The sequence below is a fragment of the Bacillus sp. CH_70 genome (genome assembly GCF_038007045.1).
Lineage (GTDB): Bacteria > Bacillota > Bacilli > Bacillales > Bacillaceae_G > Bacillus_A > Bacillus_A cereus.
Genome location: NZ_JBBOWL010000001.1, coordinates 3,550,861 through 3,570,964, shown reverse-complemented (window position 1 = coordinate 3,570,964; position 20,104 = coordinate 3,550,861). Strand labels below are relative to the sequence as shown.

Below are 20,104 nucleotides of genomic sequence, written 5' to 3'. Positions count from 1 at the left end.
AGTAATCAGAAAGAGAACCATTTTGGATATATCCATTTACGGATAAGAAAATGTGACTAATTAATACTATTTTTACGGTGAATACTGTTAGTAAAAAATGAGGATAGTTCGTTTTGAAAGGAGGGAACTAGATGGAATGGAAACCAAATCGTGCAGATAAGACACCTGTATATAAACAAATTGCTGATTATATTGAAAGAGGCATTTCTTCAGGTGAATTTCCTTCTGATAGTAAGTTACCTTCTGAGCGTATATTGGCAAAGGAATTACAGGTGAACCGGAGTACAATAGTAGCTGCGTATGAAGAATTAAAATCACTTGGAGTAGTAGAACGGCAAAAGGGAAGCGGAACACGGGTTAATACAGACATATGGGGTGTCTCACATAAACGAATACCGAACTGGGGTAGGTACGTGGAGGATGGATCGTTCTTACCTAACGTACCACTCGTTCAACAAATTCGAACGGAAACACAAAAAGATGATTTAATTAATTTAGCGAGTGGTGAACTGTCACCAGAATTAATTCCGAGTGATAGATTTCGAACAATTTTGGCGGAGAAAACATTTATGGAAAATCTCGGCTATGACCATCCACTTGGAAATGAGATGTTGAGAAAAACAATTGCAGCACATGTTCAGCAATATAAACAAATTGAAGCAGATTCAAGCTCTATTCTTATTACGTCTGGAGCACAACAGGCGCTTAATCTTATCGTTCAATGTTTATTAAAACCTGGCGATGCGATTGCGATTGAAGATCCGTCATATTGTTTTTCGCTTCCAATGTTTAAATCGGCTGGTTTAAACATATTTCATTTACCTGTTGATGAGCATGGAATGAATCCAGATGACTTAATCGATTTGCACAAAAAGCATCGCATTCGTATGGTATTTTTGAATCCAGATTATCAAAATCCAACAGGTACTGTGCTTTCATTAGCGAGACGTAAAAAAATTTTAGAACTGTCTTCTGAGTTCGGTATACCAATTGTAGAAGATGATCCGTATAGTTTAATTTCTTTTAATGGAGAAGTGAACCCGACATTAAAATCAATGGACCAAAATGGAAATGTTCTTTATATAAGTTCATTATCAAAAATTGTTGCATCAGGATTACGTATTGGATGGATAATTGGTCCTACACGTGTAATTGAGCGTTTAGCAGATGCAAAGCAACAAGTTGATTTTGGCCATAGTGTATTTACGCAGTGGGTAGCAAATCAATTTTTAGAATCAAAGGATTTTCATACACATATTACGATACTTCGTGGACAATTGAAGCAAAGAAGAGATGAATTAATTGCAGAGCTTGAAGGAACATTGGGAGACCGAGTTGAATGTTTCGTGCCAGAGGGTGGAATACATGTATGGTGTAAAGTGAAAGGAAAGTTTGATGAATATCACTTATTAGGTGAATCTATACGGAATGGTATCGCATTTGTTCCGGGCAGTGTTTTAGGTTCGAAAAATGAATATATACGATTTACGTTTGGTAGAGCGAATATAGAACAAATTCAACTTGGAATTAAACGGTTTGCCTACACGCTAAATGAAATTTCATAATATGGATGTGTGATAGTGAAATGAGGGAAAGAAATGAAGTACGTGATGCTTTTACTTCAAGTAGGCGTGCTATATATATTTAGCTTAGTGGGTACGTGGATTCAGGAAATATTCCATCTATCAATACCGGGAAGTTTAATAGGGATGTTAATGCTGTTCCTGCTCCTTTCCACTCGCATTTTACCGTTAAAATGGTTTGAGTTAGGTGCGGAAAAGTTAATCGTATTTTTACCGTTATTTTTAATCCCTTCGACAACAGGGCTGATGGAATACGGGTCTTTTCTTTTAAGTAAGGGGAGTATTATATTCCTTTTAGTAGTTGCAAGTACTGTAGTAACTTTGATTGTTTCAGGGTATATAAGTCAATTATTAATAACAACAAAAAAATAAAATCGACAAGGTGCACGATTCAAATGGTCTTAATTATTATTACTGTAGCAATTTATTTCTTGGCGACAAAGCTATATAAAAAATTTACGTTTGCATTTACGTTACCGGTGTTAACAGTTACGGCAATTATGATTTGTTTATTTTTCATTTTTGATATTTCTCATCATGAGTATAGGGAAAATGGAGGAGACATTCTTTCAAGCTTATTGAGCCCTGCAATTGTAGCATTAGCCATACCTCTATTTAAAGAGCGAAAGATACTTATGAAAAATTTTTTATCGATACTTATTGGAGTAGTGATAGGTATAGTGGCTGTAACGAGTATGAATGTAGTGATTGGCGGAATTTTAAATATAGATAAGGAACTTATATTAACTACTTTACCACAGTTAGCAACGATGCCTATTGCCCTATCATTAGCGGATCAAATTGGTGGTATTCCATCTATGACTTCTAGTTTTGTAGTTGTTGCAGGAATAACAGGTGCTATTATCGGACCAACAGTACTTAAGCTTTTCAGTATAACAAGTACGATTGGAAAAGGAGTTGGAATGGGCTGTGCATCACATATTATCGGTGTGAGCCGTTTAGTGAAGGAAGGCGAGAAAGAAGCGACTATCGGCTCGGTAACGATGATTGTAACTGGAATACTCATTAGTATACTAATACCGTATGGAACGAAATTTATTTTTTAAATGTAATGGAGATGATAACAATGACAACATGGTTTATAGTTACATTATTTGTTTTTGGAGCTATTAAAGTATTAGTTTCTAGCATGCCCACTTCTGTTGTAGAATCAATTATTAGTAAATTTGAATTGCATCAAAAGCTTGAGGCGGAAAATACTTCTATATCGATAGATGGAAAAAATATAGAGGGAGAAATGAAACTACAAGTTATTCATGAATTTAATGAGGCTTTGTTTTTAGATAAACATTATTTCCCGCCGCACGGAGAAGGGACACCAATAGTCATTGATACGAAGAAAGGGAATAAAGAGATTAGGTTTTCTCTATATAGCTATGAGGAACATGTTGATGTCATTAAGCAATATAAGAAGAAAGTCGTTGCCTATCGTTTACGCTCTAAAAGCCTTCAAACACTGGCACCATTAGCAATAATGGAAGAGTATGCTTAAGAAGGGACCTATAATGGTCTCTTTATTTTTTTATCCAATTATATACGTTCCAAATAAAAGAATAAAAAATCATATAACCAAATAAAGAATATGTATGGTTCCAATTCGCACTATGTACAAATAAACCTAAACTTTCAGCAATCTGTTCAAAAAGGCTAGCGCAAATACCGATCGAAATAATAAATAGAATTCTAGAAACTTTAGATAATTTTTTTGAAATGTGTATAAAGATAACTGTTAAAATCGGCAGTACGAACAATGTAAAAGCTATATTAACTGAAAATGTGGATGAGAAGGGTCTAGCTGGAAAGGAATATATTTGTTTATGAACAAAAAAAGCATCTAAACAAGTTCCAATAATAGAAGAGAGAAAGATTGTAACTACTAATGCTAGAAACTCATTCTTCTTCTCGGAGGAGGACATTTTTCTTTGCGAGAATTGCGAGTTCAATTTTTTCGAGTGTTTTGCAGTAGTCTTCTGTAATTTGTCCATTTATATTTTCCTCCTTATCAACTAAGTAATTTACAACTTGCCAATCGGTAAACCAATCTTCACTGTCAACTTCTTCATGCTTCATATCTCGCCATGCATAGATGAGTGAAGGACTGTATATACGATAAGCGCCACTTCGCAACTGGCATTTCTTTATTCGGCGCTTATAAAACTCACGGGAAAAAGATTCATTTACACTTGAAAATAAATGGGGCCAGTAATCTTTCCTTGATCCTGTATGCGGATGATGTTGGGCCCAGCTTATTATTTGAGATAAAACATGTGTATCTCGAAATAATAATGAATACAATCTTTTTCCAATTAATATTCGTTCATGTAAGGAAGTGAAATGTTTCATTGTATCACCAAATAGTAATACTTTTTGTTTTTTATCATTTTCGTAGAATGGGAAAAGGATATGATTAAACTGAAAGAAATCAAAGAGTTTAAATCCAATACTATTTAGTACAGTCTTTTTAAATTGTACATTTTGAATCACTCTTTTTTCTAAGTAGTTTTGTTCATTAACAATAGTTGCAATCGCTAATGTTTTTTTGTTGCCTGTTTTCCAAAAATCGTTCCACATCGTTTCCATAAATGTAGAAACATTTAGGTGAGGGAGAAGGTGAAATAACTTTTGTGATCTCTTTACACTTTGTTCGTAAAGTAAAAATTGAGGGTATACATCTTGGAAAATAAGCCAATTCCCTCTTTCTAAAAAAGAAAAAAATATGAATTGATCTTTCTCTGATAAAATTCTCGTATATAAATCGCCCTTTAAATCAGTCATATTCCAACCGCCGTTACGTGATACCATATGCCCAAGCAGTGCCCAATGTATTTCTGGATATTGAATGTAAAATTGGTAGTATGCACGTGTTCTTGTAACATTATTTTTATTTAGCTGTTCTGTTTGTATTTTTATTTTGTTGATGATGAGTTGCTCTTCTTTCGTTAATTTATACATGGTATCAGAAGGAATAAGTTTGCTTTTTTGTTTCAATTCATTTTTTACATCGAATAGGGAGAGAGGCAGTGCTTTGGAAGGTCCGTTATATGTATGATATGAATTGTTTCGGTCCATTCCGTTACCTCCCTTTTTCATAAATTTAAACATGATTATTGGCTATGAATCATTCTATTTATTTTATTACGAGTATAAGAAATAAATGAGCGGTGTTTTTTACAAGGAATTTATTTATCATGCAAACAGTATAAAAAATCTTACTGTTGTGAGGTGAAATGAAAAACAGAAACTAAGTTTAATAGTTTCTGTTTTTTTATTTTGTCAATTAAATGTAACAAACGACGATTATGATTTGAATCAATTGAAAATAATTCAATAAATATTATTTAAATTGAGATGTTTCGTAGGAGGAAAAGGAATGTTAAATAAAATAATTTTAATTACTGGTGGTACAGGTTCGTGGGGGCATGAACTTATAAAACAACTATTAGAAAAATCACCGAAAGAAATTAGAGTTTTTTCAAGAAATGAAACGGTCCAGTTTGAAATGCAGCAACAGTTTATAAATGATGATAGGCTAAAATTTATTATTGGAGATATTCGTGATAAAGATCAACTAGTCTATGCATGCCAAGGTGTACATTATGTATTCCATCTTGCAGCTTTAAAACACGTTCCAGTATGTGAGTATTATCCTTATGAAGCTATAAAAACTAACATACATGGTACGCAAAATGTAATTGAAGCCTCTACACAGACGCAAGTTGAAAAAGTTATATATGTTTCAACGGATAAAGCAGCTGATCCATCAAATACGTATGGGATGACAAAAGCAATTGGTGAAAAATTAATGGTTCATGCGAATATACAAACGAAGAAAACAAAATTCATTTGTGTTCGTGGTGGAAATGTTTTAGGAACGAGTGGAAGTGTAGTACCGCTTTTTAAACAACAAATTAAAAGATCTTCACAAGTAGGGATTACCGATGCGAATATGACTAGATTTTTCTTAACAGTTGAAGATGCTGTTGGATTGTTATTTAAAGCAGTATATCAAGGTAGAGGCGGGGAAATCTTTGTTATGAAAATGCCGGCATGTAAAATAACAGATTTAGCAGAAATATTAATTGAAGATTCAAAAAAAGAAAACATTAAGGTGAAAGAGGTAGGGATAAGACCGGGTGAAAAATTAAGTGAAATGCTTCTATCTGAGGTAGAGAGTAAAACAAGTATAAGCTTTGATCAAAATTATTTTGTGGTACTACCGACGATTCCTATCGAAGGACTTCAAGAATATTATTCTAGCTATCCGCTAGTGGATGTGAAGAGTTTTAGTTCTCAACAAGACTTGCTTGCAAAACATGAGGTGAAACAAATGCTATTAAAAGGAGGGTTTTTGCGATGAAAAAAAATGCGAGCCTTTTAATAACTGGTGCAAATGGTTTCACAGGACGCCATGCTTGCCAATATTTTTTAGAGCAGGGCTTTCATGTAATTCCTATGTTTCAAAATCGTGCACATAGAGAAAAAATTAGAAATGGTATTACTTGTAATTTAACTAATAAGAGCGAAGTAATGAAGGTAATGAAACAAATAAAGCCAGACTACGTATTGCATTTAGCAGGAAGGAATTCGGTTATAGAATCTTGGACAGCTGCTCTTGAGTATATAGAGATTAATGTAATAGGAACGTTATATTTATTAGAAGCAATTAAGCAAGAAGCCTCGCATTGTAGAACATTAGTTATAGGATCTGCTTTGCAAGCAGATAGTATGAACGAAATAAAAATTTCAAATCCATATAGTTTAAGTAAAACGATGCAAGTCATTATTGCAGAGGCTTGGGGAGGATTAATGGATTCAAATATTATCATTGCAAAGCCCTCAAACTTAATTGGTCCAGGGGAATCGAATGGCATTTGTTCGATTCTCGCAAAGAAAATGATAGATATAGAATCAGGTAGAAGTAAAGCCATTATTGAAGTAAACAGTTTGAAAGATAGTAGAGATTTTCTAGATGTACGTGATGCGATTAAAGCGTATCATGTGTTATTACGAGATGGAATAAATGGAAAACAATATAATATCGGATCAGGAGTAAAACGATCTTTATTAAATGTACTAGAACAATATAAAGAATTAACACAGCTAAATTTTTTTATAGAGGAAACAGAGAAAAATGGGAGCGACTCAAATGAGAGTTTAGCAATAGAGGAGATAAAAAGGTTAGGTTGGATACCAGAAATTGAATTTCATCAATCATTAAAAGATGTACTTGAGTATGCGAAGTGTAGTGACATCTGCATGCAATGAAAAACAAAAAAGGGTGTAAGAAATATATGAATGATTATGAAATAATAGATAATCAAAATACGCTATTTCTTTCAATTGTTGATACGTTGGATTGGAGAGATGAAGAAGCGCATGTATTGCGTCTTTATGAGGCAATACATAAATATCAAGCGTATGTAGAAGAAAAAAGGGTTAATCAAATAAAGTCAGCATTAGAGACGGAAACTAGATATGTAATTCAAATCTTTGCTCAATACGAGTGTAGTGAGTATGGAAATGATTTTTATGAACTCATTAAAGATCTTTTACAAGATATAGAGGTGGAGTTAAAGATTTATATAAAAAATAATAAGTTTATTTACATTTAAAATGTAAAGAGATAGCTAGATTTTTAATAATAAAGGTGGGTATAAGTTATGAGCAAAACGATTCTTTTTACTGGGGGCGGTACAGCCGGACACGTTATGATTAATATTGTATTAATTCCTAAATTTATAGAGAAAGGCTGGAGAGTCGAGTATATTGGATCAAAAAATGGAATTGAAAAATCATTAGTGCAAAATGTTAAATACAATAGTGTTTCAACGGGCAAGCTTAGGAGATATTGGGATTGGGAAAATTTTAAAGATCCTTTTAAAATTATACGAGGGTGTTTACAAAGTTATAAATTAATTAAGAAAACAAAGCCTGACGTTATCTTTTCAGCAGGAGGATTTGTTTCAGTTCCTGTAGCTATAGGAGCATGGTTAAATCGTGTGCCTATAATTATACGTGAACCAGATAGCACATTAGGACTTGCTAATAAAATAGCATTACCTTTTGCTACAAAGCTATGCACAACATTTCCTCAGACAGGAGAAAATGTAAGTAATGAGAAGAAGGTTTATGTAGGACCAATTGTAAGGGAAGAAATTGAGAAGGGTAACGTATTACGAGGAAGAAGATATTGTGAATTTCAGCAAGATAAACCAGTATTATTAATTATGGGTGGGAGTCAAGGTGCTAAGTGGATAAATGATATGGTAAGGGAATGTTTAGATACAATACTATTAAATTTTAATATTATTCATATATGTGGTAAAGGAAAGGTAGACCCATCTATTGGTATGGAGGGGTATATGCAATTTGAATATATAGGCGACGAGTTGCCGCATATACTAAATATGGCAAGTGTTGTAGTTTCTAGAGCGGGTTCTACTGCTATTTCTGAATTGTTATTTTTGAAGAAACCGATGTTGCTTATCCCGTTAACTAACAGTTCCAGTAGGGGAGATCAAGTTTTAAATGCTGAATATTTTTCACGGCAAGGATATGCTGAAGTTATACTCCAAGACAGAGTAAGTACGAATACATTTATACATGCAGTAAATAAGTTGTATACAAATAAGGAGAAATATATTCAAAACATGAATGGATATAAGAAAACAAATGATGAGGGAATTCATCAAATAATAGATATAATAAATGAAGTGGTGAAGTAATAGAAATGTAAATAGAAAAACAAAAGGAAAGAAGGTATCTTCTTTCCTTTTTACTATATTTGTTCAAATTCATTATTATTTATTCTAATTAGTTATGTACTATCGGTGAATGCCGTTTTCTAATAGCTCAGTAAATGCATGAATATGAATAGGTTTACTGTAATAATAACCTTGAATAAACTGACATTTATTTTTTTGAAGGAAATTTACGTGCTCTTTTGTTTCTACACCTTCAGCAATGACAGACATTCCTAATGTATTTGCTAATGTGATGATCGTTTTAATAATTTCCATTCCATCATCACATGTTTCAGACATTGTAATAAATTCTCTCGGGATTTTTAACGTATCAATTGGATATAAAGGTAAGTAGGCTAGCGAAGAATAACCTGTACCAAAGTCGTCGATTGAGATGTGAATCCCTAAACTTTTTAGTGTACGCAGTTTTATCAATGTTTCTCGCTCATCCATCATTGCAATTCGCTCTGTTAATTCAAGATCAAGAGAGCTTGCTGGTAAACCTGTATTTGTTAAAGTAGAAGAAATAGATTTTACAAAATCCTCTTGTTCAAATTCTTTAGCAGATAAATTTACACCTATTTTTAAATGTGAATATCCGAGTGCGTGCCAACGTTTCATTTGCTTACAAGCCTGCTCTAATGTCCATTTTCCTATTGAAATAATTTGTAGTGTTTCTTCTGCAATCGGAATAAACTCGTATGGAGAAATAATACCTAATTCAGGATGATTCCACCTAATTAAAGCTTCTGCACCGATAATTTTATTAGATTCACTATCAACTTGAGGTTGATACAAAAGGAACAATTCTTCATTTTGTAGTACGTTTGGTAAATCTTTTTCTAATCGTAATCGTCTTTCAATTTTTTTAGCGATTACATCGTCATAAATAGAGACAGAATTAAGCTCTTTTGCTTTTGCATCATACATTGCAACATTAGCGTTTTTCAAAAGTGTAGCGGTATCGATTCCGGAATGTGGATAAATAGCGATACCGATACTCAGTGATAAAGTTAATTTATGCTCATGTATGATAAATGATTTTTTCATGCATTCAAATAATTGGTTACATAATTGGAATAAGTAATCTTCGTCAGTATAGTTTTCAATTATGATTGTAAATTCATCGCCACCGATTCTTGAAAGATGAGTATGTGATGGAAGACATGATTGGAATCGCTTTGCTACTTCTTCTAATATGTAATCTCCTGACGAATGTCCAAGTGTATCGTTAATTGCTTTAAAGCGATCTAAATCTAAATATAATAATGCAAACTCGCTTTCTGTTATTTTAGCATTTTTTATAACTCTCTTTAATTTCTTATGGAAAAAGGCACGGTTCCCAATTTTCGTTACAGTGTCATGGAATGCTAAATATTTTATTTCTTCTTGCTGTTTTTTTAGTGCAGTAATATCTTTCACCATAATATAGCTTCCTGAAATTTGTCCGTCTATTATAATAGGAATGATTGTAACGTATAAAAAATAAGTAAAGCCATCTTTATATTGAGAACTAAGTTGTAAGAATGCCGATTCTTGTTGTTTCACTTTTTCTAATGCCAATGCTAGCTTATGCTTATCTTCATCTAAAATGATCGAAAAACAAGTTTCGCCTAGTAACTCATCCGTTGGTGCCCCAAGTAGTACACTCCCAGCCTTATTTACATTTAAGAATGTTCCATTTAAATCAATGGTGAAAATAGGGTCAGGATGATATTCATATAATGATTTAAACTTTTGTTGTTTTTGAGAAAGAGCCTCTGATTTATGAACTAAATCAGACGTCCGTACAGTAACTTTTTCTTCTAGTTGGGCATTAAATGCCTGTAAACGTTTTGTTAAGGAATTGTTTTGCATACGTACGATAGAATGACGAATGAGTACGAAAATAAAAGTAATACAATTCCCTGTAATGAGAGTTGAAGATGATGTTTGTTCTTTTAATGTAAACCCGATTAGTATTGCAACAGCAAGATAGGGAAATACAACTAAAGCTTTTTTCCCTATTATAGGGTTTACAATGAAATAATTTTTATGGCTATTATGATCTTCTGAAATAGAGCCAGCTATTGCAATAAGTAATATAGGTATTCTATATAAAAGACGTAATAATGTTATTGTTTCTGTTGATAAGTGGTTATTTAAGTAAAAATAAATATAGTTAAAAGTTGCAGAACTTATTAATACAAAAATAAATATATAAATTTTCCGTTTGGAATTAAAAATTGTTGGACGGAAAAAGAGACTAACACCTAGCAGTAGAAATAATAAATCTGCAATTGGATATAAAAATGAAAGGAAAACATCTCCTAGTGAAAGAGCGAATATATTTAAATTTGGTTGATTAAATAAATACCATTCTAATGTAAATATGGAAGTAAGCACTATGCATATATCACAAATAAAGAACGCTTTTTCCCATTTATTGCATTCCTTTAAGATTTTATAGGAGAAAGCGATAAGACAGAAAAGTAGAAAAACCATGTAAAATACATCAGAAATAGTAAAACGATGTATTGGAATTTCGAAGAAGCTATCTTGATATGTATATACTATTTTCCCTAATAAAAAACTACCAATTGCTATTGTAATACATATCCAAAATGGATTTGAACTGACTTTTTTAGAATATATAGAGTAAATCAGTGATACAAATGTAATGGCTTCGACGATAAGTGAAGCGAAGCGTACATCTGAATTTGAAAAATGAGTAGGGAACAGATAGAAAAACATAAAATAGATTGAATAGCATATTAATGTTCCGATTAATATACATAATTGTAAATTTTTATTTAATTTCAATGAAATCACCTTCTTTAATTATGCACTATGTTCGTTATATCTATACATAATAATATTATTTAAGAATTGTATCAGATTTCCTTATAAAAATCATGTTTATAAGGAAAGTGTTAAAGAGTATAAGTATTCTCAAAGTTGAAAAAATATTGCGGTGGATAGTATAGACGGTATCAAGACTTTAAATAGAAATTGTATATTTAGTCATCCTTTGAATTGTAAAGTTTTTTTAGTGATTTGTAAGTGGAGATGCAAAATTGCATATAAAATGATGGGGATTTTTATTTTTAGTCTGAAAATTAATATTTGTAGAAATGTTAGGAAAAGATATAAAATAAGAACGTGTATTCTTACAGAGTGGAATAGTATTGCCACTAAATAGGGAGGTTTTTTATGATATATCGAATTAAAGATGCAGAAATATACTATGAAATTGTGGGGGAGGGTAAACCGGTCATTATCATACATGGCTGCGCTCCTGACCATAGGTTAATGATGAAATGTATGGAATCAGTATTTCAGAAATATGAAGGTTATAAGCGAATATATATTGATTTACCTGGAATGGGAAAATCGAATGCTCCAAATTGGATAAATAGTTCAGATCGTATAGTAGATGTGCTTATCACATTTATTGAGGAAATCATTTGTACTGAAAAATTTTTATTGGTAGGAGAATCATATGGAGGCTATTTAGCCAAAGGTATACTTGCAAAGATGTTTGAGAGAGTTAGCGGATTACTATTAGTATGTCCTGTTGTTGTAGCGGAGCCAGAAAAAAGGATTCTTTCAGATAAACAGATAATTGTACAAGATGAGGAATTTTTAAATACGCTCACTTCCACAGAAAGAGAGGAGTTTTGTGAGTTAGCTGTAATAGCAAATGAATATACATATACGCGATTTAAAGAAGAAATTAAGCCTGGGTTAGATGTTGCTAATTATGAATTTATTGAAAGGTTGCAAAAGAATTACTCTCTTACTATGGATTTTCAGCATGAAAAATATGGAAATCCCGTTCTTTTACTGACTGGAAGACAAGATATATCAGTAGGTTATCAAAATATTATAGAAATTATTGAAGAATATCCAAGGGCAACATTAGCAGTGTTAGATATGGCAGGGCATAATTTACAAATTGAGCAGCCTGAATTATTTGAGAGTTTAGTAGGAGAATGGATTAGACGAACAAATCAGCACAGTTTATAAAGTATTTTAGTATTACCCCTAAGTGTTGAAATGGGATAAATGAACGTGATTTATTAACTTATCTCGCTATTTGCCGGGCAGCCCGATTAGTGAGGGCTGATTAAAGTTTCACTTTATAAAAAATTTTAAGGAGAAATTATGAGCACATATATTTATATGGTTAGACATGGTGAATCACCAAAACTAGAAGGAAATGAAAGAATGCGTGGATTAACTGAGAGGGGACATATGGATGCCCGTGGAGTAACTGACATATTAAAAGCGGAGAGGATTGATACTTTTATTTCCAGTCCTTATAATCGGGCTATGCTAACGATAGAGGAGTCAGCTAATTTCCATGAAAAAGAAATAGTAGTATATGAAAATCTTAAAGAGTGTATGTTTTCAAGTGAGGATCAGGTTATATCAGACAAAGAGGTGTATCCACTTGTACAGAAGATGTTCTCTAATCCGGACTTTGCACGAACGGAAGGAGAGTCATATGCAGATTGCCAGAGAAGAGTAGTGAAAGTATTAAAAGAAATCTTAATGGATTTTCGAGGATGCAAAATTGTAATTGGTACACATGGGCTTGTCATGACATTAATGATGAACTATTTTGATAAACAATATGGTTTTGAATTTTTAATGAATACGTCAAAACCGGATATATATAAGATGGAGTTTAAAGAAGAACAATTAATGAATGTAAAGAGATTATGGAAAGCGGAATAAAATTAGTTGCATGGATTTTGTTGTAAAAGTTACTTTTATAGCAAAGTCTTTTTTTGAATAGAAAGCATCTTTATCAACTATTTTTAGAATGTTAAATCAATAAGTAATTATTCAGTATTTGAATAAATTATTGGGGAATTGGTTTAGGGAAACAATTTTAAATGTGTCAAAACTCCAAACGTTGGATTTATATTCAATAGGAGAAAAAGATGTAGAATTTTGTCTTACAGTCCCCGTTTACTTTTCATTTCATTACATATAGGCTTTGTGGTGTAAGGGAGGACATTACCTTTACGCAAAATCTATAAGGAGGTCATTGTAATGAAACAGATTAAAAAGTTTGCGGGAGTTGCTTTAGCGGGGACGATTGGATTAAGTGGACTACTGTTTTTAGAACCAAGTGTAAGCGTTGCGGAAGCACAGCAAGTGAAAGTGGAAAATTTCAATACAATTGATGTATCGATGAATCTAAATGAATTGTATGTATTAAGTGGCAGAAGCATTGATATTCTTTCTGGAGATAAAGAAGCAATTCAGTTAAATAAATACACAATTAGTTTTAATAAACCTGGGAAGTATGTGATTAAAGTAAATGGCTGTATTCATGATGATGTATATACTTTTATTGTGAATGAGTAGTATATATTCTTAAATTGCGAGATAAAAACAGAAACACCCTATTTGCGATGAGAGTCGTAAATAGGGTGAATTTATTTGTATTAAGCTGTACTTTAAATATGCTCACTAATTTTCTTTTTGCCATGTAAAGTATGTAAAAGTGTTTGAAACATCTTAAATGATTGCTGAAAGATTGGACTTTGAATAAAGGTGTACAGAAAAGTTACGATGAAAACAGGACCTCCTAGCATAAATCCAATAACTAGTACAATACATTCTACTATGATTCTAGCACGGCTAATAGAAAGTCCTGTTTTGTCTGAAATAGTAAGCATGAATCCATCACGGGGTCCAGCGCCAATCCCAGCCGCAACGTACATACCTCCCCCGATACCTGTAATGGCAATACCAGAAAATAAAATGAGTAAGTTTATCCATAAATAATTACTAGCGTCTGGAAGCATGTTTGATTGTAAGAAAAAGTCCATAATGGGACCGATAAGTAGTGCATTCAAAAATGTCCCCACATTTATATATTTTCGATCTACTAGTAAAGATATTAGAACGAGACATAACCCACATATGACACTCCACGTACCGATGGTCCATCCAAACTTTTGGTAGAGAGCCATATTTAAAACTTCCCAAGGGTGCAAGCCGAGAAATTTAACTTTGACTGCAAGAGCGTTTCCAAGGCCAAAGAAAATTAATCCTAAGAAAAAAAGAAAATAGCGAAAGAGAGTTAGCCTCATCTTTACAACCTCCCATATTTTATAATTATGTATGTTACCTGTTACAGTTTTAATGTACAAATATTATGTCTTTTTATCATTCGTTTAAAAGTGTTAACAATGTAAATGAAATATACATCTTCACAGTCAAAAAAGTTAAAATATTTCGTTTTAAGGATTATAATGGAGGGAGAAACATAAAAGGGAGTGAATGAACTTGAAACAAGAACTTATTGAAAGATTTACGAGATATGTAAAAATTGATACGCAATCAAATGAAGAAAGTCATACAGTACCAACAACACCAGGACAAATTGAGTTTGGTAAGTTATTAGTGGAAGAGCTAAAAGAGATTGGGTTAACAGAAGTAACGATGGATGATAATGGCTATGTAATGGCAACACTTCCAGCTAATACGGACAAGGATGTTCCTGTAATCGGATTTTTAGCTCATTTAGATACGGCAACAGACTTTACGGGGAAAAACGTCAAACCACAAATTCATGAAAATTTTGATGGTAATGCAATTACGTTAAATGAAGAGCTAAATGTTGTGTTAACACCAGAGCAGTTCCCAGAATTACCATCATATAAAGGACATACGATTATTACAACTGATGGTACAACACTGCTAGGAGCAGATGATAAAGCTGGTCTTACCGAAATTATGGTTGCAATGAACCATTTAATACATAATCCGCAAATTAAGCACGGGAAAATAAGAGTAGCATTTACACCGGATGAAGAAATTGGTCGTGGGCCAGCGCATTTTGATGTAGAAGCGTTTGGTGCATCATTCGCTTATACGATGGATGGAGGTCCATTAGGTGGTTTAGAGTATGAAAGTTTTAATGCTGCAGGTGCTAAGTTAACGTTTAACGGAACGAATACACATCCTGGAACAGCGAAAAATAAAATGCGCAATGCAACTAAACTGGCTATGGAGTTTAACGGGCATTTACCAGTAGAAGAGGCACCAGAGTATACTGAAGGATACGAAGGGTTCTATCATTTACTCTCTTTAAATGGTGATGTTGAGCAAAGTAAAGCGTATTATATTGTTCGAGACTTTGATCGTGAAAATTTTGAAACACGTAAAAATACCATTGAAAATATTGTGAAACAAATGCAAGAGAAGTATGGGAAAGATGCAGTCGTTTTAGAAATGAATGATCAATACTATAACATGCTTGAAAAAATTGAACCGGTAAGAGAAATTGTTGATATTGCATATGAAGCAATGAAAAGTTTAGACATTGAACCAAATATTCATCCGATTCGCGGAGGCACAGATGGATCACAATTATCATATATGGGATTACCGACGCCGAATATTTTCACTGGTGGTGAAAACTATCACGGTAAATTTGAGTATGTTTCGGTAGATACTATGGAAAAAGCCGTTCAAGTTATTGTGGAAATTGCAAGACGTTTTGAGGAGCAAGCGTAAAAAAGAACCAAGTAGTACAAATGTGCTACTTGGTTCTTTTAATATAGTACTCGCCATAAATAAAAAGTCGCATAAGACTCCCAATTAGCCCAGTTTGCCGCGAAATCTTTTATTTCATTTTTATTCGGTTTATTTTCGGAACCTGTTATAAATTTAATTGCATTATGGAGACCGACATCATCAATTGGAAAAGCTGAAGGAAATCTTAAACAACGCATTAAAACATAGTTGGCAGTCCAGGGGCCTATACCATGGATGGCGGTTAATTGTTTCTCAGCAACCTTTACATCTTGTGTTTGCAGTAAATCCTCTTTTGATAGTTTTCTCTCTGTAATAAGCTTCGCAATACCGATTAAATATTCACATTTTCTAGTCGTCATTTTTAATTGTTGGAGATCTTCTACATGTAGATTTGCAATTGTTTCAGGTGATGGGAATATCCAATGTTTTCTACCGTCCCATTCTACATAACTTCCAAATTTCTCAACTAATCTTCTTTTTAGCGTATAAGCATATGTTAAGTTAATTTGTTGACCGATAATTCCCCAGGAAAGTGCCTCAAATAAGTCTGGAATGCCTAAAGTACGAAGGCCATAATATTGTTCAATTGGTCCTTGAAGGAGTAAATCATGTTTAGCTAATGTATAAAATGGGGCTAAATCAGTAGTTAAATCAAACCATTCTTTTACATAGTTAACTACAGCTTCACGTATCGATTTTTCAGATGTATATGGTTCTTCTAAACAACGTATTTGAATATTTCCATCTGTATTCACACTAATTTCAACTAAAGGATTTACATCTTGAACAGGGATAACTTTATAAATTTTGTTATCTTCAATATGGAACATACATTCATTGTTCGAACGTGATAGATAACGTAAATTTTCTTGGAAACAAAATTCTTTTGGAACTGCTATAGATAATGCGCTATTATATTCTGTTGTCATATGAATTCCACCTGCACCTTTTCTAATGTAAGCAATTTTTTCTTCATTTCTAATCCGCCCCTAAATCCGGTTAGTTTCCCATTCTTCCCAATAACGCGGTGACAAGGAATGGTAATAAGAAGAGGGTTAGCAGCAATAGCAGAAGCAACGGCGCGCACAGCTTTAGGTTTTTGAATTCTTTCAGCAATTTCTGTATAAGAATATGTCTTTCCATAAGGAATTTCACGTACCGTATTCCAAACAGATAATTGAAAATTAGTTCCATAAGCATCGATAGGAAATGTGAAAGTTTCTCGCTTGTTTTCTAAATACTCGATAACTTCTTGCGTATATATTTGCAAGTAATCTGGACTATGGGTCAATATATGTTGGGGCAGTTTTTTTCTAGCCCATATATTTAATTCTTCAAAGTTTTCGTCTTGTGATCCAATGAAACATAGTCCATTTTCAGTTGCAGCAATATGAAATCGCCAATTTTTATGTGTAAGTAGCGTCCAATATATATAATTATTTTTGTAGGAATTCATTATCGTATCCCCCTTTCATTTCGTTCTTTTTTCGATATTCAGTAGGAGTAAATCCGGTTTTCTTTTTAAATAAAGTTGCGAAATACTCTGGGTTTTCTATCCCGACAGCAGTACTAATTTCTTTAATAGATTGATTTGTGTGTAAAAGGTATTCGGTTGCTTTAAGAACCCTGAATTGTTGTATATATTCTATAGGAGTTAGCCCTATTATTCTTTTGAAAGTACGCTGTAAATGAAAAGGGCTACCGTGACACATTTCCGCAAGCATGTCGAGAGTTAAGGGTTCGTCATAATGCTTTTCGATATAGTCTTTAATTTGTTCTACCCACTCTTCATTAGGTAAAGTGATCCCGTTTGGCTTACAACGTTTGCACGGGCGAAAGTTTTCACTTAATGCTTGCTCTGCATGATGAAAAATTCGTACATTGTTTCTATTCGGTATTCTTGATTTGCATGATGGTCTGCAAAAGATTCCAGTTGATTTCACAGCATAAAAGAATTTGCTATCATAGGAAGAATCATTATGAATAATTGCTTGCCAATACTCATTTGTTAATATAACTCCTTCATTGTGCAAAGAACATCACCTCAGAAATTAGTATAACCTGAATAAAGTCCGTATGTATGTATTCATAAATGTAAGAGCAAGATTACAAAGGTGAAAATATGATTGTTTTTCTATTTTGTGATAGCATGAAATTTGGAAATAAACATCAAGAGGAGGGCTAAAAGTGAAGTTAATTTCATGGAATGTAAATGGTTTGCGAGCAGTTATCGCGAAAGGTGGATTTTTGGAATATCTTGAGGAATCAAGTGCTGATATATTTTGTCTACAAGAGATTAAATTACAAGAAGGGCAAATTGATTTAAATCTAGAGGGATATTATACATACTGGAACTATGCTGTGAAAAAAGGATATTCAGGAACTGCTATTTTTTCGAAAAAAGAACCGCTTTCAGTTACATATGGTTTAGGCATTGAAGAGCATGACCAAGAAGGGCGACTTATTACTTTAGAATTCGAAGATTTTTACATGATAACGTTATATACACCAAATTCAAAACGTGGATTAGAACGATTAGATTACAGAATGAAATGGGAAGATGATTTCAGGTCCTATATCAAACGATTAGATGAGAAAAAACCAGTAATTTTTTGTGGAGACTTAAATGTTGCTCATAAAGAAATCGATTTAAAAAATCCAAAAAGTAATCGTAAAAACCCTGGATTCTCTGATGAGGAACGAGAGAAATTCACATGTATTTTAGAAGAAGGATTTGTTGATACGTATCGTTATCTTTATCCTAATCAAGAAGGTGCATATTCGTGGTGGTCGTATCGTATGGGCGCGAGAGCGAAAAATATCGGATGGCGTTTAGATTATTTTGTTGTTTCGGAAAGAATGAAAGACCAAATAACAGAAGCGAAAATTAATAGTGAAGTAATGGGATCTGACCATTGTCCAGTTGAATTACATATAAATTTCTAAAAAAAGAAGTATCCATCTAACATTAGGCGGATACTTCTTTTTTAATTCAGTTTGTTAAAATTTTTCAAATCTTTCTTGAAATAATTGCATATTAAATATATACTTAGTAACGATAATCATTATCAATGAAAAATATTATCAATGGATGAGGTATAAAAGAATTATAGCTTAGGGGAAGTGAACGAGAATGAGTTCTGGATAGAATTATTAATCTAATGAAATATATATGTAAGACAAGTTTCATATAGTTAAATTTTATTGAGAATATAGTTTGGAAAATTCGAGAGGAGATATATAAAGATGAATAAGAAGTTATTTACATTAGGGATGGTTACAGTTTTAAGTGTAGGTTTAGCGGCATGTAATAGTGCGGATAAAACTTCAGGCGAGCAAAAACAACAGACAAAAGCTACGGAAACGAAAAAAGATGAAAAACGTAAAATTACATATTTAGGTAAAGAATATACAGTGCCAGCAAAAGTAGATAAAATTGCGACAGCTAGTTTAGAGTCAATGGAAGATGCGGCAGTACTTGGAATTAAACCAGTTGGTGCCATTACTGTTGGTGGTAAATTACCGAAGTATCTTGAGAAAGATTTAGAAGGTGCGAAATCTGTTGGTGAGAAAATGGAACCAAATTTCGAAACATTACTTCAATTAAAACCAGACGTTATTACATCAAGTACGAAATTCCCAGCAGAAACAGCTGAAAAGTTTACGAAAGTAGCTCCTACATTCCCGGTATCACACGTTTCAACAAATTGGGAAGATAACTTAAAGTTAATGGGAGAATTAACTGGTAAAAAAGATAAAGCAGAAAAAATTATTAAAGACTACAATTCGGACGCTGAAAAAGCAAAAGCAAAACTAGGAGATAAGTTAAAAGATAAAAAAGTACTTGTCATTAGACTAAGAGCAAATGACTTATTCCTATACCCAGAAGGAGTATACTTTAACCCTGTAATTTATAAAGATCTTGGACTAACTGCTCCAGAACAACTTAAAACGGTAAAAGCACAAGAAAAAATTTCTTTAGAAAAATTAGCTGAAGTTAATCCTGATTATATCTTCTTGCAATACGAAGCAAGTGAAAATAATAAACCGAAAGTGCTAGAAGATATTGAAAATAATCCAATTTGGCAAAGTATGAACGCTGCGAAAGAAAAGAAAGTATTTGTAAATGTTGTAGACCCAATGGCACAAGGTGGTACAGCTTGGAGTAAAACAGCATTCTTAAAAGAAGCAGTGAAAAATTTATCTAAATAATAC

21 protein-coding genes are annotated in these 20,104 nt (G+C 32.9%); 14 read left to right on the top strand and 7 right to left on the bottom strand.

From position 1 onward, the window contains the following. The first annotated feature begins 131 nt into the window (after positions 1-131). From pdxR to N2V79_RS18010, 4 genes are read left to right on the top strand one after another with little or no spacing between them, the layout of a single operon-like run. Entirely contained in the window at positions 132-1,565 is a 1,434-nt protein-coding gene (gene pdxR, locus N2V79_RS18025) for a MocR-like pyridoxine biosynthesis transcription factor PdxR (protein WP_340720124.1), read from the top strand. Positions 1,566-1,598: 33 nt separating this feature from the next. Continuing rightward, entirely contained in the window at positions 1,599-1,955 is a 357-nt protein-coding gene (locus N2V79_RS18020) for a CidA/LrgA family holin-like protein (RefSeq protein WP_000878380.1), read from the top strand. A 23-nt stretch (positions 1,956-1,978) separates the two neighbouring features. Next, positions 1,979-2,650 (top strand): LrgB family protein, encoded by a 672-nt coding sequence (locus N2V79_RS18015; protein ID WP_053563775.1) that lies wholly within the window; start codon positions 1,979-1,981, stop codon positions 2,648-2,650. Positions 2,651-2,670: 20 nt separating this feature from the next. After that, on the top strand, positions 2,671-3,096 hold the full coding sequence (locus N2V79_RS18010; RefSeq protein WP_000214633.1) for a YfmQ family protein: 426 nt from the start codon (positions 2,671-2,673) through the stop codon (positions 3,094-3,096). Positions 3,097-3,118: 22 nt separating this feature from the next. Here the strand turns inward: N2V79_RS18010 and N2V79_RS18005 are convergent, their stop codons facing one another. Then, on the bottom strand, positions 3,119-3,520 hold the full coding sequence (locus N2V79_RS18005; RefSeq protein WP_053563776.1) for a CBO0543 family protein: 402 nt from the start codon (positions 3,518-3,520) through the stop codon (positions 3,119-3,121). Continuing rightward, on the bottom strand, positions 3,495-4,673 hold the full coding sequence (locus N2V79_RS18000; protein WP_000375774.1) for a DUF2515 domain-containing protein: 1,179 nt from the start codon (positions 4,671-4,673) through the stop codon (positions 3,495-3,497). The genes N2V79_RS18005 and N2V79_RS18000 overlap by 26 nt, the downstream gene beginning before the upstream one ends. A 301-nt stretch (positions 4,674-4,974) precedes the next feature. Here N2V79_RS18000 and N2V79_RS17995 point away from each other — a divergent pair, with 301 nt between their 5' ends. From N2V79_RS17995 to N2V79_RS17980, 4 genes are read left to right on the top strand one after another with little or no spacing between them, the layout of a single operon-like run. Further along, positions 4,975-5,961 carry a UDP-N-acetylglucosamine 4,6-dehydratase family protein gene (locus N2V79_RS17995; protein WP_000932612.1) on the top strand — a complete coding sequence of 329 codons (987 nt, stop codon included), beginning with the start codon at positions 4,975-4,977 and terminating at the stop codon, positions 5,959-5,961. Then, a complete protein-coding gene (locus N2V79_RS17990) occupies positions 5,958-6,869 on the top strand; it encodes an NAD-dependent epimerase/dehydratase family protein (RefSeq protein WP_000739091.1) in 912 nt (303 codons plus the stop codon). The genes N2V79_RS17995 and N2V79_RS17990 overlap by 4 nt, the downstream gene beginning before the upstream one ends. Next, positions 6,866-7,216, top strand: a complete 351-nt coding sequence (locus N2V79_RS17985) for a DUF6572 domain-containing protein (RefSeq protein WP_002094117.1) — start codon at positions 6,866-6,868, stop codon at positions 7,214-7,216. The genes N2V79_RS17990 and N2V79_RS17985 overlap by 4 nt, the downstream gene beginning before the upstream one ends. A gap of 48 nt (positions 7,217-7,264) precedes the next feature. Then, complete coding sequence (locus N2V79_RS17980; RefSeq protein ID WP_053563777.1) at positions 7,265-8,329, top strand: undecaprenyldiphospho-muramoylpentapeptide beta-N-acetylglucosaminyltransferase; 1,065 nt, start codon at positions 7,265-7,267, stop codon at positions 8,327-8,329. Between the two features lie 99 nt (positions 8,330-8,428). Here the strand turns inward: N2V79_RS17980 and N2V79_RS17975 are convergent, their stop codons facing one another. Beyond that, positions 8,429-11,149, bottom strand: coding sequence for a sensor domain-containing protein (locus tag N2V79_RS17975; protein ID WP_322367832.1), 2,721 nt, complete (start codon positions 11,147-11,149; stop codon positions 8,429-8,431). A gap of 390 nt (positions 11,150-11,539) precedes the next feature. Here N2V79_RS17975 and N2V79_RS17970 point away from each other — a divergent pair, with 390 nt between their 5' ends. The 3 genes from N2V79_RS17970 (at position 11,540) to N2V79_RS17960 (ending at position 13,708) form a co-directional block, all read left to right on the top strand. Continuing rightward, positions 11,540-12,355 (top strand): alpha/beta fold hydrolase, encoded by an 816-nt coding sequence (locus N2V79_RS17970; protein WP_340720123.1) that lies wholly within the window; start codon positions 11,540-11,542, stop codon positions 12,353-12,355. 138 nt (positions 12,356-12,493) lie between these two features. After that, positions 12,494-13,069: a histidine phosphatase family protein gene (locus N2V79_RS17965; protein ID WP_053563780.1), complete on the top strand. Its 576-nt coding sequence runs from the start codon at positions 12,494-12,496 to the stop codon at positions 13,067-13,069. A gap of 321 nt (positions 13,070-13,390) precedes the next feature. Then, complete coding sequence (locus tag N2V79_RS17960; RefSeq protein ID WP_053563781.1) at positions 13,391-13,708, top strand: hypothetical protein; 318 nt, start codon at positions 13,391-13,393, stop codon at positions 13,706-13,708. 92 nt (positions 13,709-13,800) lie between these two features. On the opposite strand, the gene N2V79_RS17955 is transcribed toward N2V79_RS17960, so the two are convergent. After that, the gene (locus tag N2V79_RS17955) at positions 13,801-14,439 is read right to left on the bottom strand and encodes a YczE/YyaS/YitT family protein (protein WP_001241256.1); all 639 of its coding nucleotides are present in this window, start codon (positions 14,437-14,439) and stop codon (positions 13,801-13,803) included. A 196-nt stretch (positions 14,440-14,635) separates the two neighbouring features. On the opposite strand from N2V79_RS17955, the gene pepT reads away from it, so the two are divergent. Then, positions 14,636-15,868, top strand: coding sequence for a peptidase T (gene pepT, locus N2V79_RS17950; protein WP_053565479.1), 1,233 nt, complete (start codon positions 14,636-14,638; stop codon positions 15,866-15,868). 38 nt (positions 15,869-15,906) lie between these two features. Here pepT and N2V79_RS17945 read toward each other — a convergent pair whose 3' ends face one another. Genes N2V79_RS17945 through N2V79_RS17935 form a run of 3 tightly spaced genes read right to left on the bottom strand, consistent with a single transcriptional unit; the run spans position 15,907 to position 17,922 of the window. Next, the gene (locus tag N2V79_RS17945) at positions 15,907-16,818 is read right to left on the bottom strand and encodes a DNA glycosylase (RefSeq protein ID WP_053563782.1); all 912 of its coding nucleotides are present in this window, start codon (positions 16,816-16,818) and stop codon (positions 15,907-15,909) included. Then, the gene (locus N2V79_RS17940; protein ID WP_053563783.1) at positions 16,815-17,345 is read right to left on the bottom strand and encodes a methylated-DNA--[protein]-cysteine S-methyltransferase; all 531 of its coding nucleotides are present in this window, start codon (positions 17,343-17,345) and stop codon (positions 16,815-16,817) included. Before N2V79_RS17940 ends, N2V79_RS17945 begins: the two co-directional genes overlap by 4 nt. Further along, positions 17,326-17,922, bottom strand: a complete 597-nt coding sequence (locus N2V79_RS17935) for a bifunctional transcriptional activator/DNA repair enzyme AdaA (protein WP_053563784.1) — start codon at positions 17,920-17,922, stop codon at positions 17,326-17,328. Before N2V79_RS17935 ends, N2V79_RS17940 begins: the two co-directional genes overlap by 20 nt. Before the next feature lie 154 nt (positions 17,923-18,076). Here N2V79_RS17935 and N2V79_RS17930 point away from each other — a divergent pair, with 154 nt between their 5' ends. Together N2V79_RS17930 and N2V79_RS17925 are read left to right on the top strand one after the other, a co-directional pair. Continuing rightward, positions 18,077-18,835 carry an exodeoxyribonuclease III gene (locus N2V79_RS17930; protein WP_000767622.1) on the top strand — a complete coding sequence of 253 codons (759 nt, stop codon included), beginning with the start codon at positions 18,077-18,079 and terminating at the stop codon, positions 18,833-18,835. Between the two features lie 300 nt (positions 18,836-19,135). Continuing rightward, entirely contained in the window at positions 19,136-20,101 is a 966-nt protein-coding gene (locus N2V79_RS17925) for an iron-hydroxamate ABC transporter substrate-binding protein (protein WP_001035498.1), read from the top strand. The last annotated feature ends 3 nt before the right edge of the window (positions 20,102-20,104 follow it).

Bases quoted from the DNA above. Each gene is read 5' to 3' on its own strand.
- pdxR (WP_340720124.1), top strand. From the start codon at position 132: ATGGAATGGAAACCAAATCGTGCAGATAAGACACCTGTATATAAACAA.
- N2V79_RS18020 (WP_000878380.1), top strand. From the start codon at position 1,599: ATGAAGTACGTGATGCTTTTACTTCAAGTAGGCGTGCTATATATATTT.
- N2V79_RS18015 (WP_053563775.1), top strand. From the start codon at position 1,979: ATGGTCTTAATTATTATTACTGTAGCAATTTATTTCTTGGCGACAAAG.
- N2V79_RS18010 (WP_000214633.1), top strand. From the start codon at position 2,671: ATGACAACATGGTTTATAGTTACATTATTTGTTTTTGGAGCTATTAAA.
- N2V79_RS18005 (WP_053563776.1), bottom strand. From the start codon at position 3,520: ATGTCCTCCTCCGAGAAGAAGAATGAGTTTCTAGCATTAGTAGTTACA.
- N2V79_RS18000 (WP_000375774.1), bottom strand. From the start codon at position 4,673: ATGGACCGAAACAATTCATATCATACATATAACGGACCTTCCAAAGCA.
- N2V79_RS17995 (WP_000932612.1), top strand. From the start codon at position 4,975: ATGTTAAATAAAATAATTTTAATTACTGGTGGTACAGGTTCGTGGGGG.
- N2V79_RS17990 (WP_000739091.1), top strand. From the start codon at position 5,958: ATGAAAAAAAATGCGAGCCTTTTAATAACTGGTGCAAATGGTTTCACA.
- N2V79_RS17985 (WP_002094117.1), top strand. From the start codon at position 6,866: ATGAAAAACAAAAAAGGGTGTAAGAAATATATGAATGATTATGAAATA.
- N2V79_RS17980 (WP_053563777.1), top strand. From the start codon at position 7,265: ATGAGCAAAACGATTCTTTTTACTGGGGGCGGTACAGCCGGACACGTT.
- N2V79_RS17970 (WP_340720123.1), top strand. From the start codon at position 11,540: ATGATATATCGAATTAAAGATGCAGAAATATACTATGAAATTGTGGGG.
- N2V79_RS17965 (WP_053563780.1), top strand. From the start codon at position 12,494: ATGAGCACATATATTTATATGGTTAGACATGGTGAATCACCAAAACTA.
- N2V79_RS17960 (WP_053563781.1), top strand. From the start codon at position 13,391: ATGAAACAGATTAAAAAGTTTGCGGGAGTTGCTTTAGCGGGGACGATT.
- N2V79_RS17955 (WP_001241256.1), bottom strand. From the start codon at position 14,439: ATGAGGCTAACTCTCTTTCGCTATTTTCTTTTTTTCTTAGGATTAATT.
- N2V79_RS17945 (WP_053563782.1), bottom strand. From the start codon at position 16,818: ATGACAACAGAATATAATAGCGCATTATCTATAGCAGTTCCAAAAGAA.
- N2V79_RS17940 (WP_053563783.1), bottom strand. From the start codon at position 17,345: ATGAATTCCTACAAAAATAATTATATATATTGGACGCTACTTACACAT.
- N2V79_RS17925 (WP_001035498.1), top strand. From the start codon at position 19,136: ATGAATAAGAAGTTATTTACATTAGGGATGGTTACAGTTTTAAGTGTA.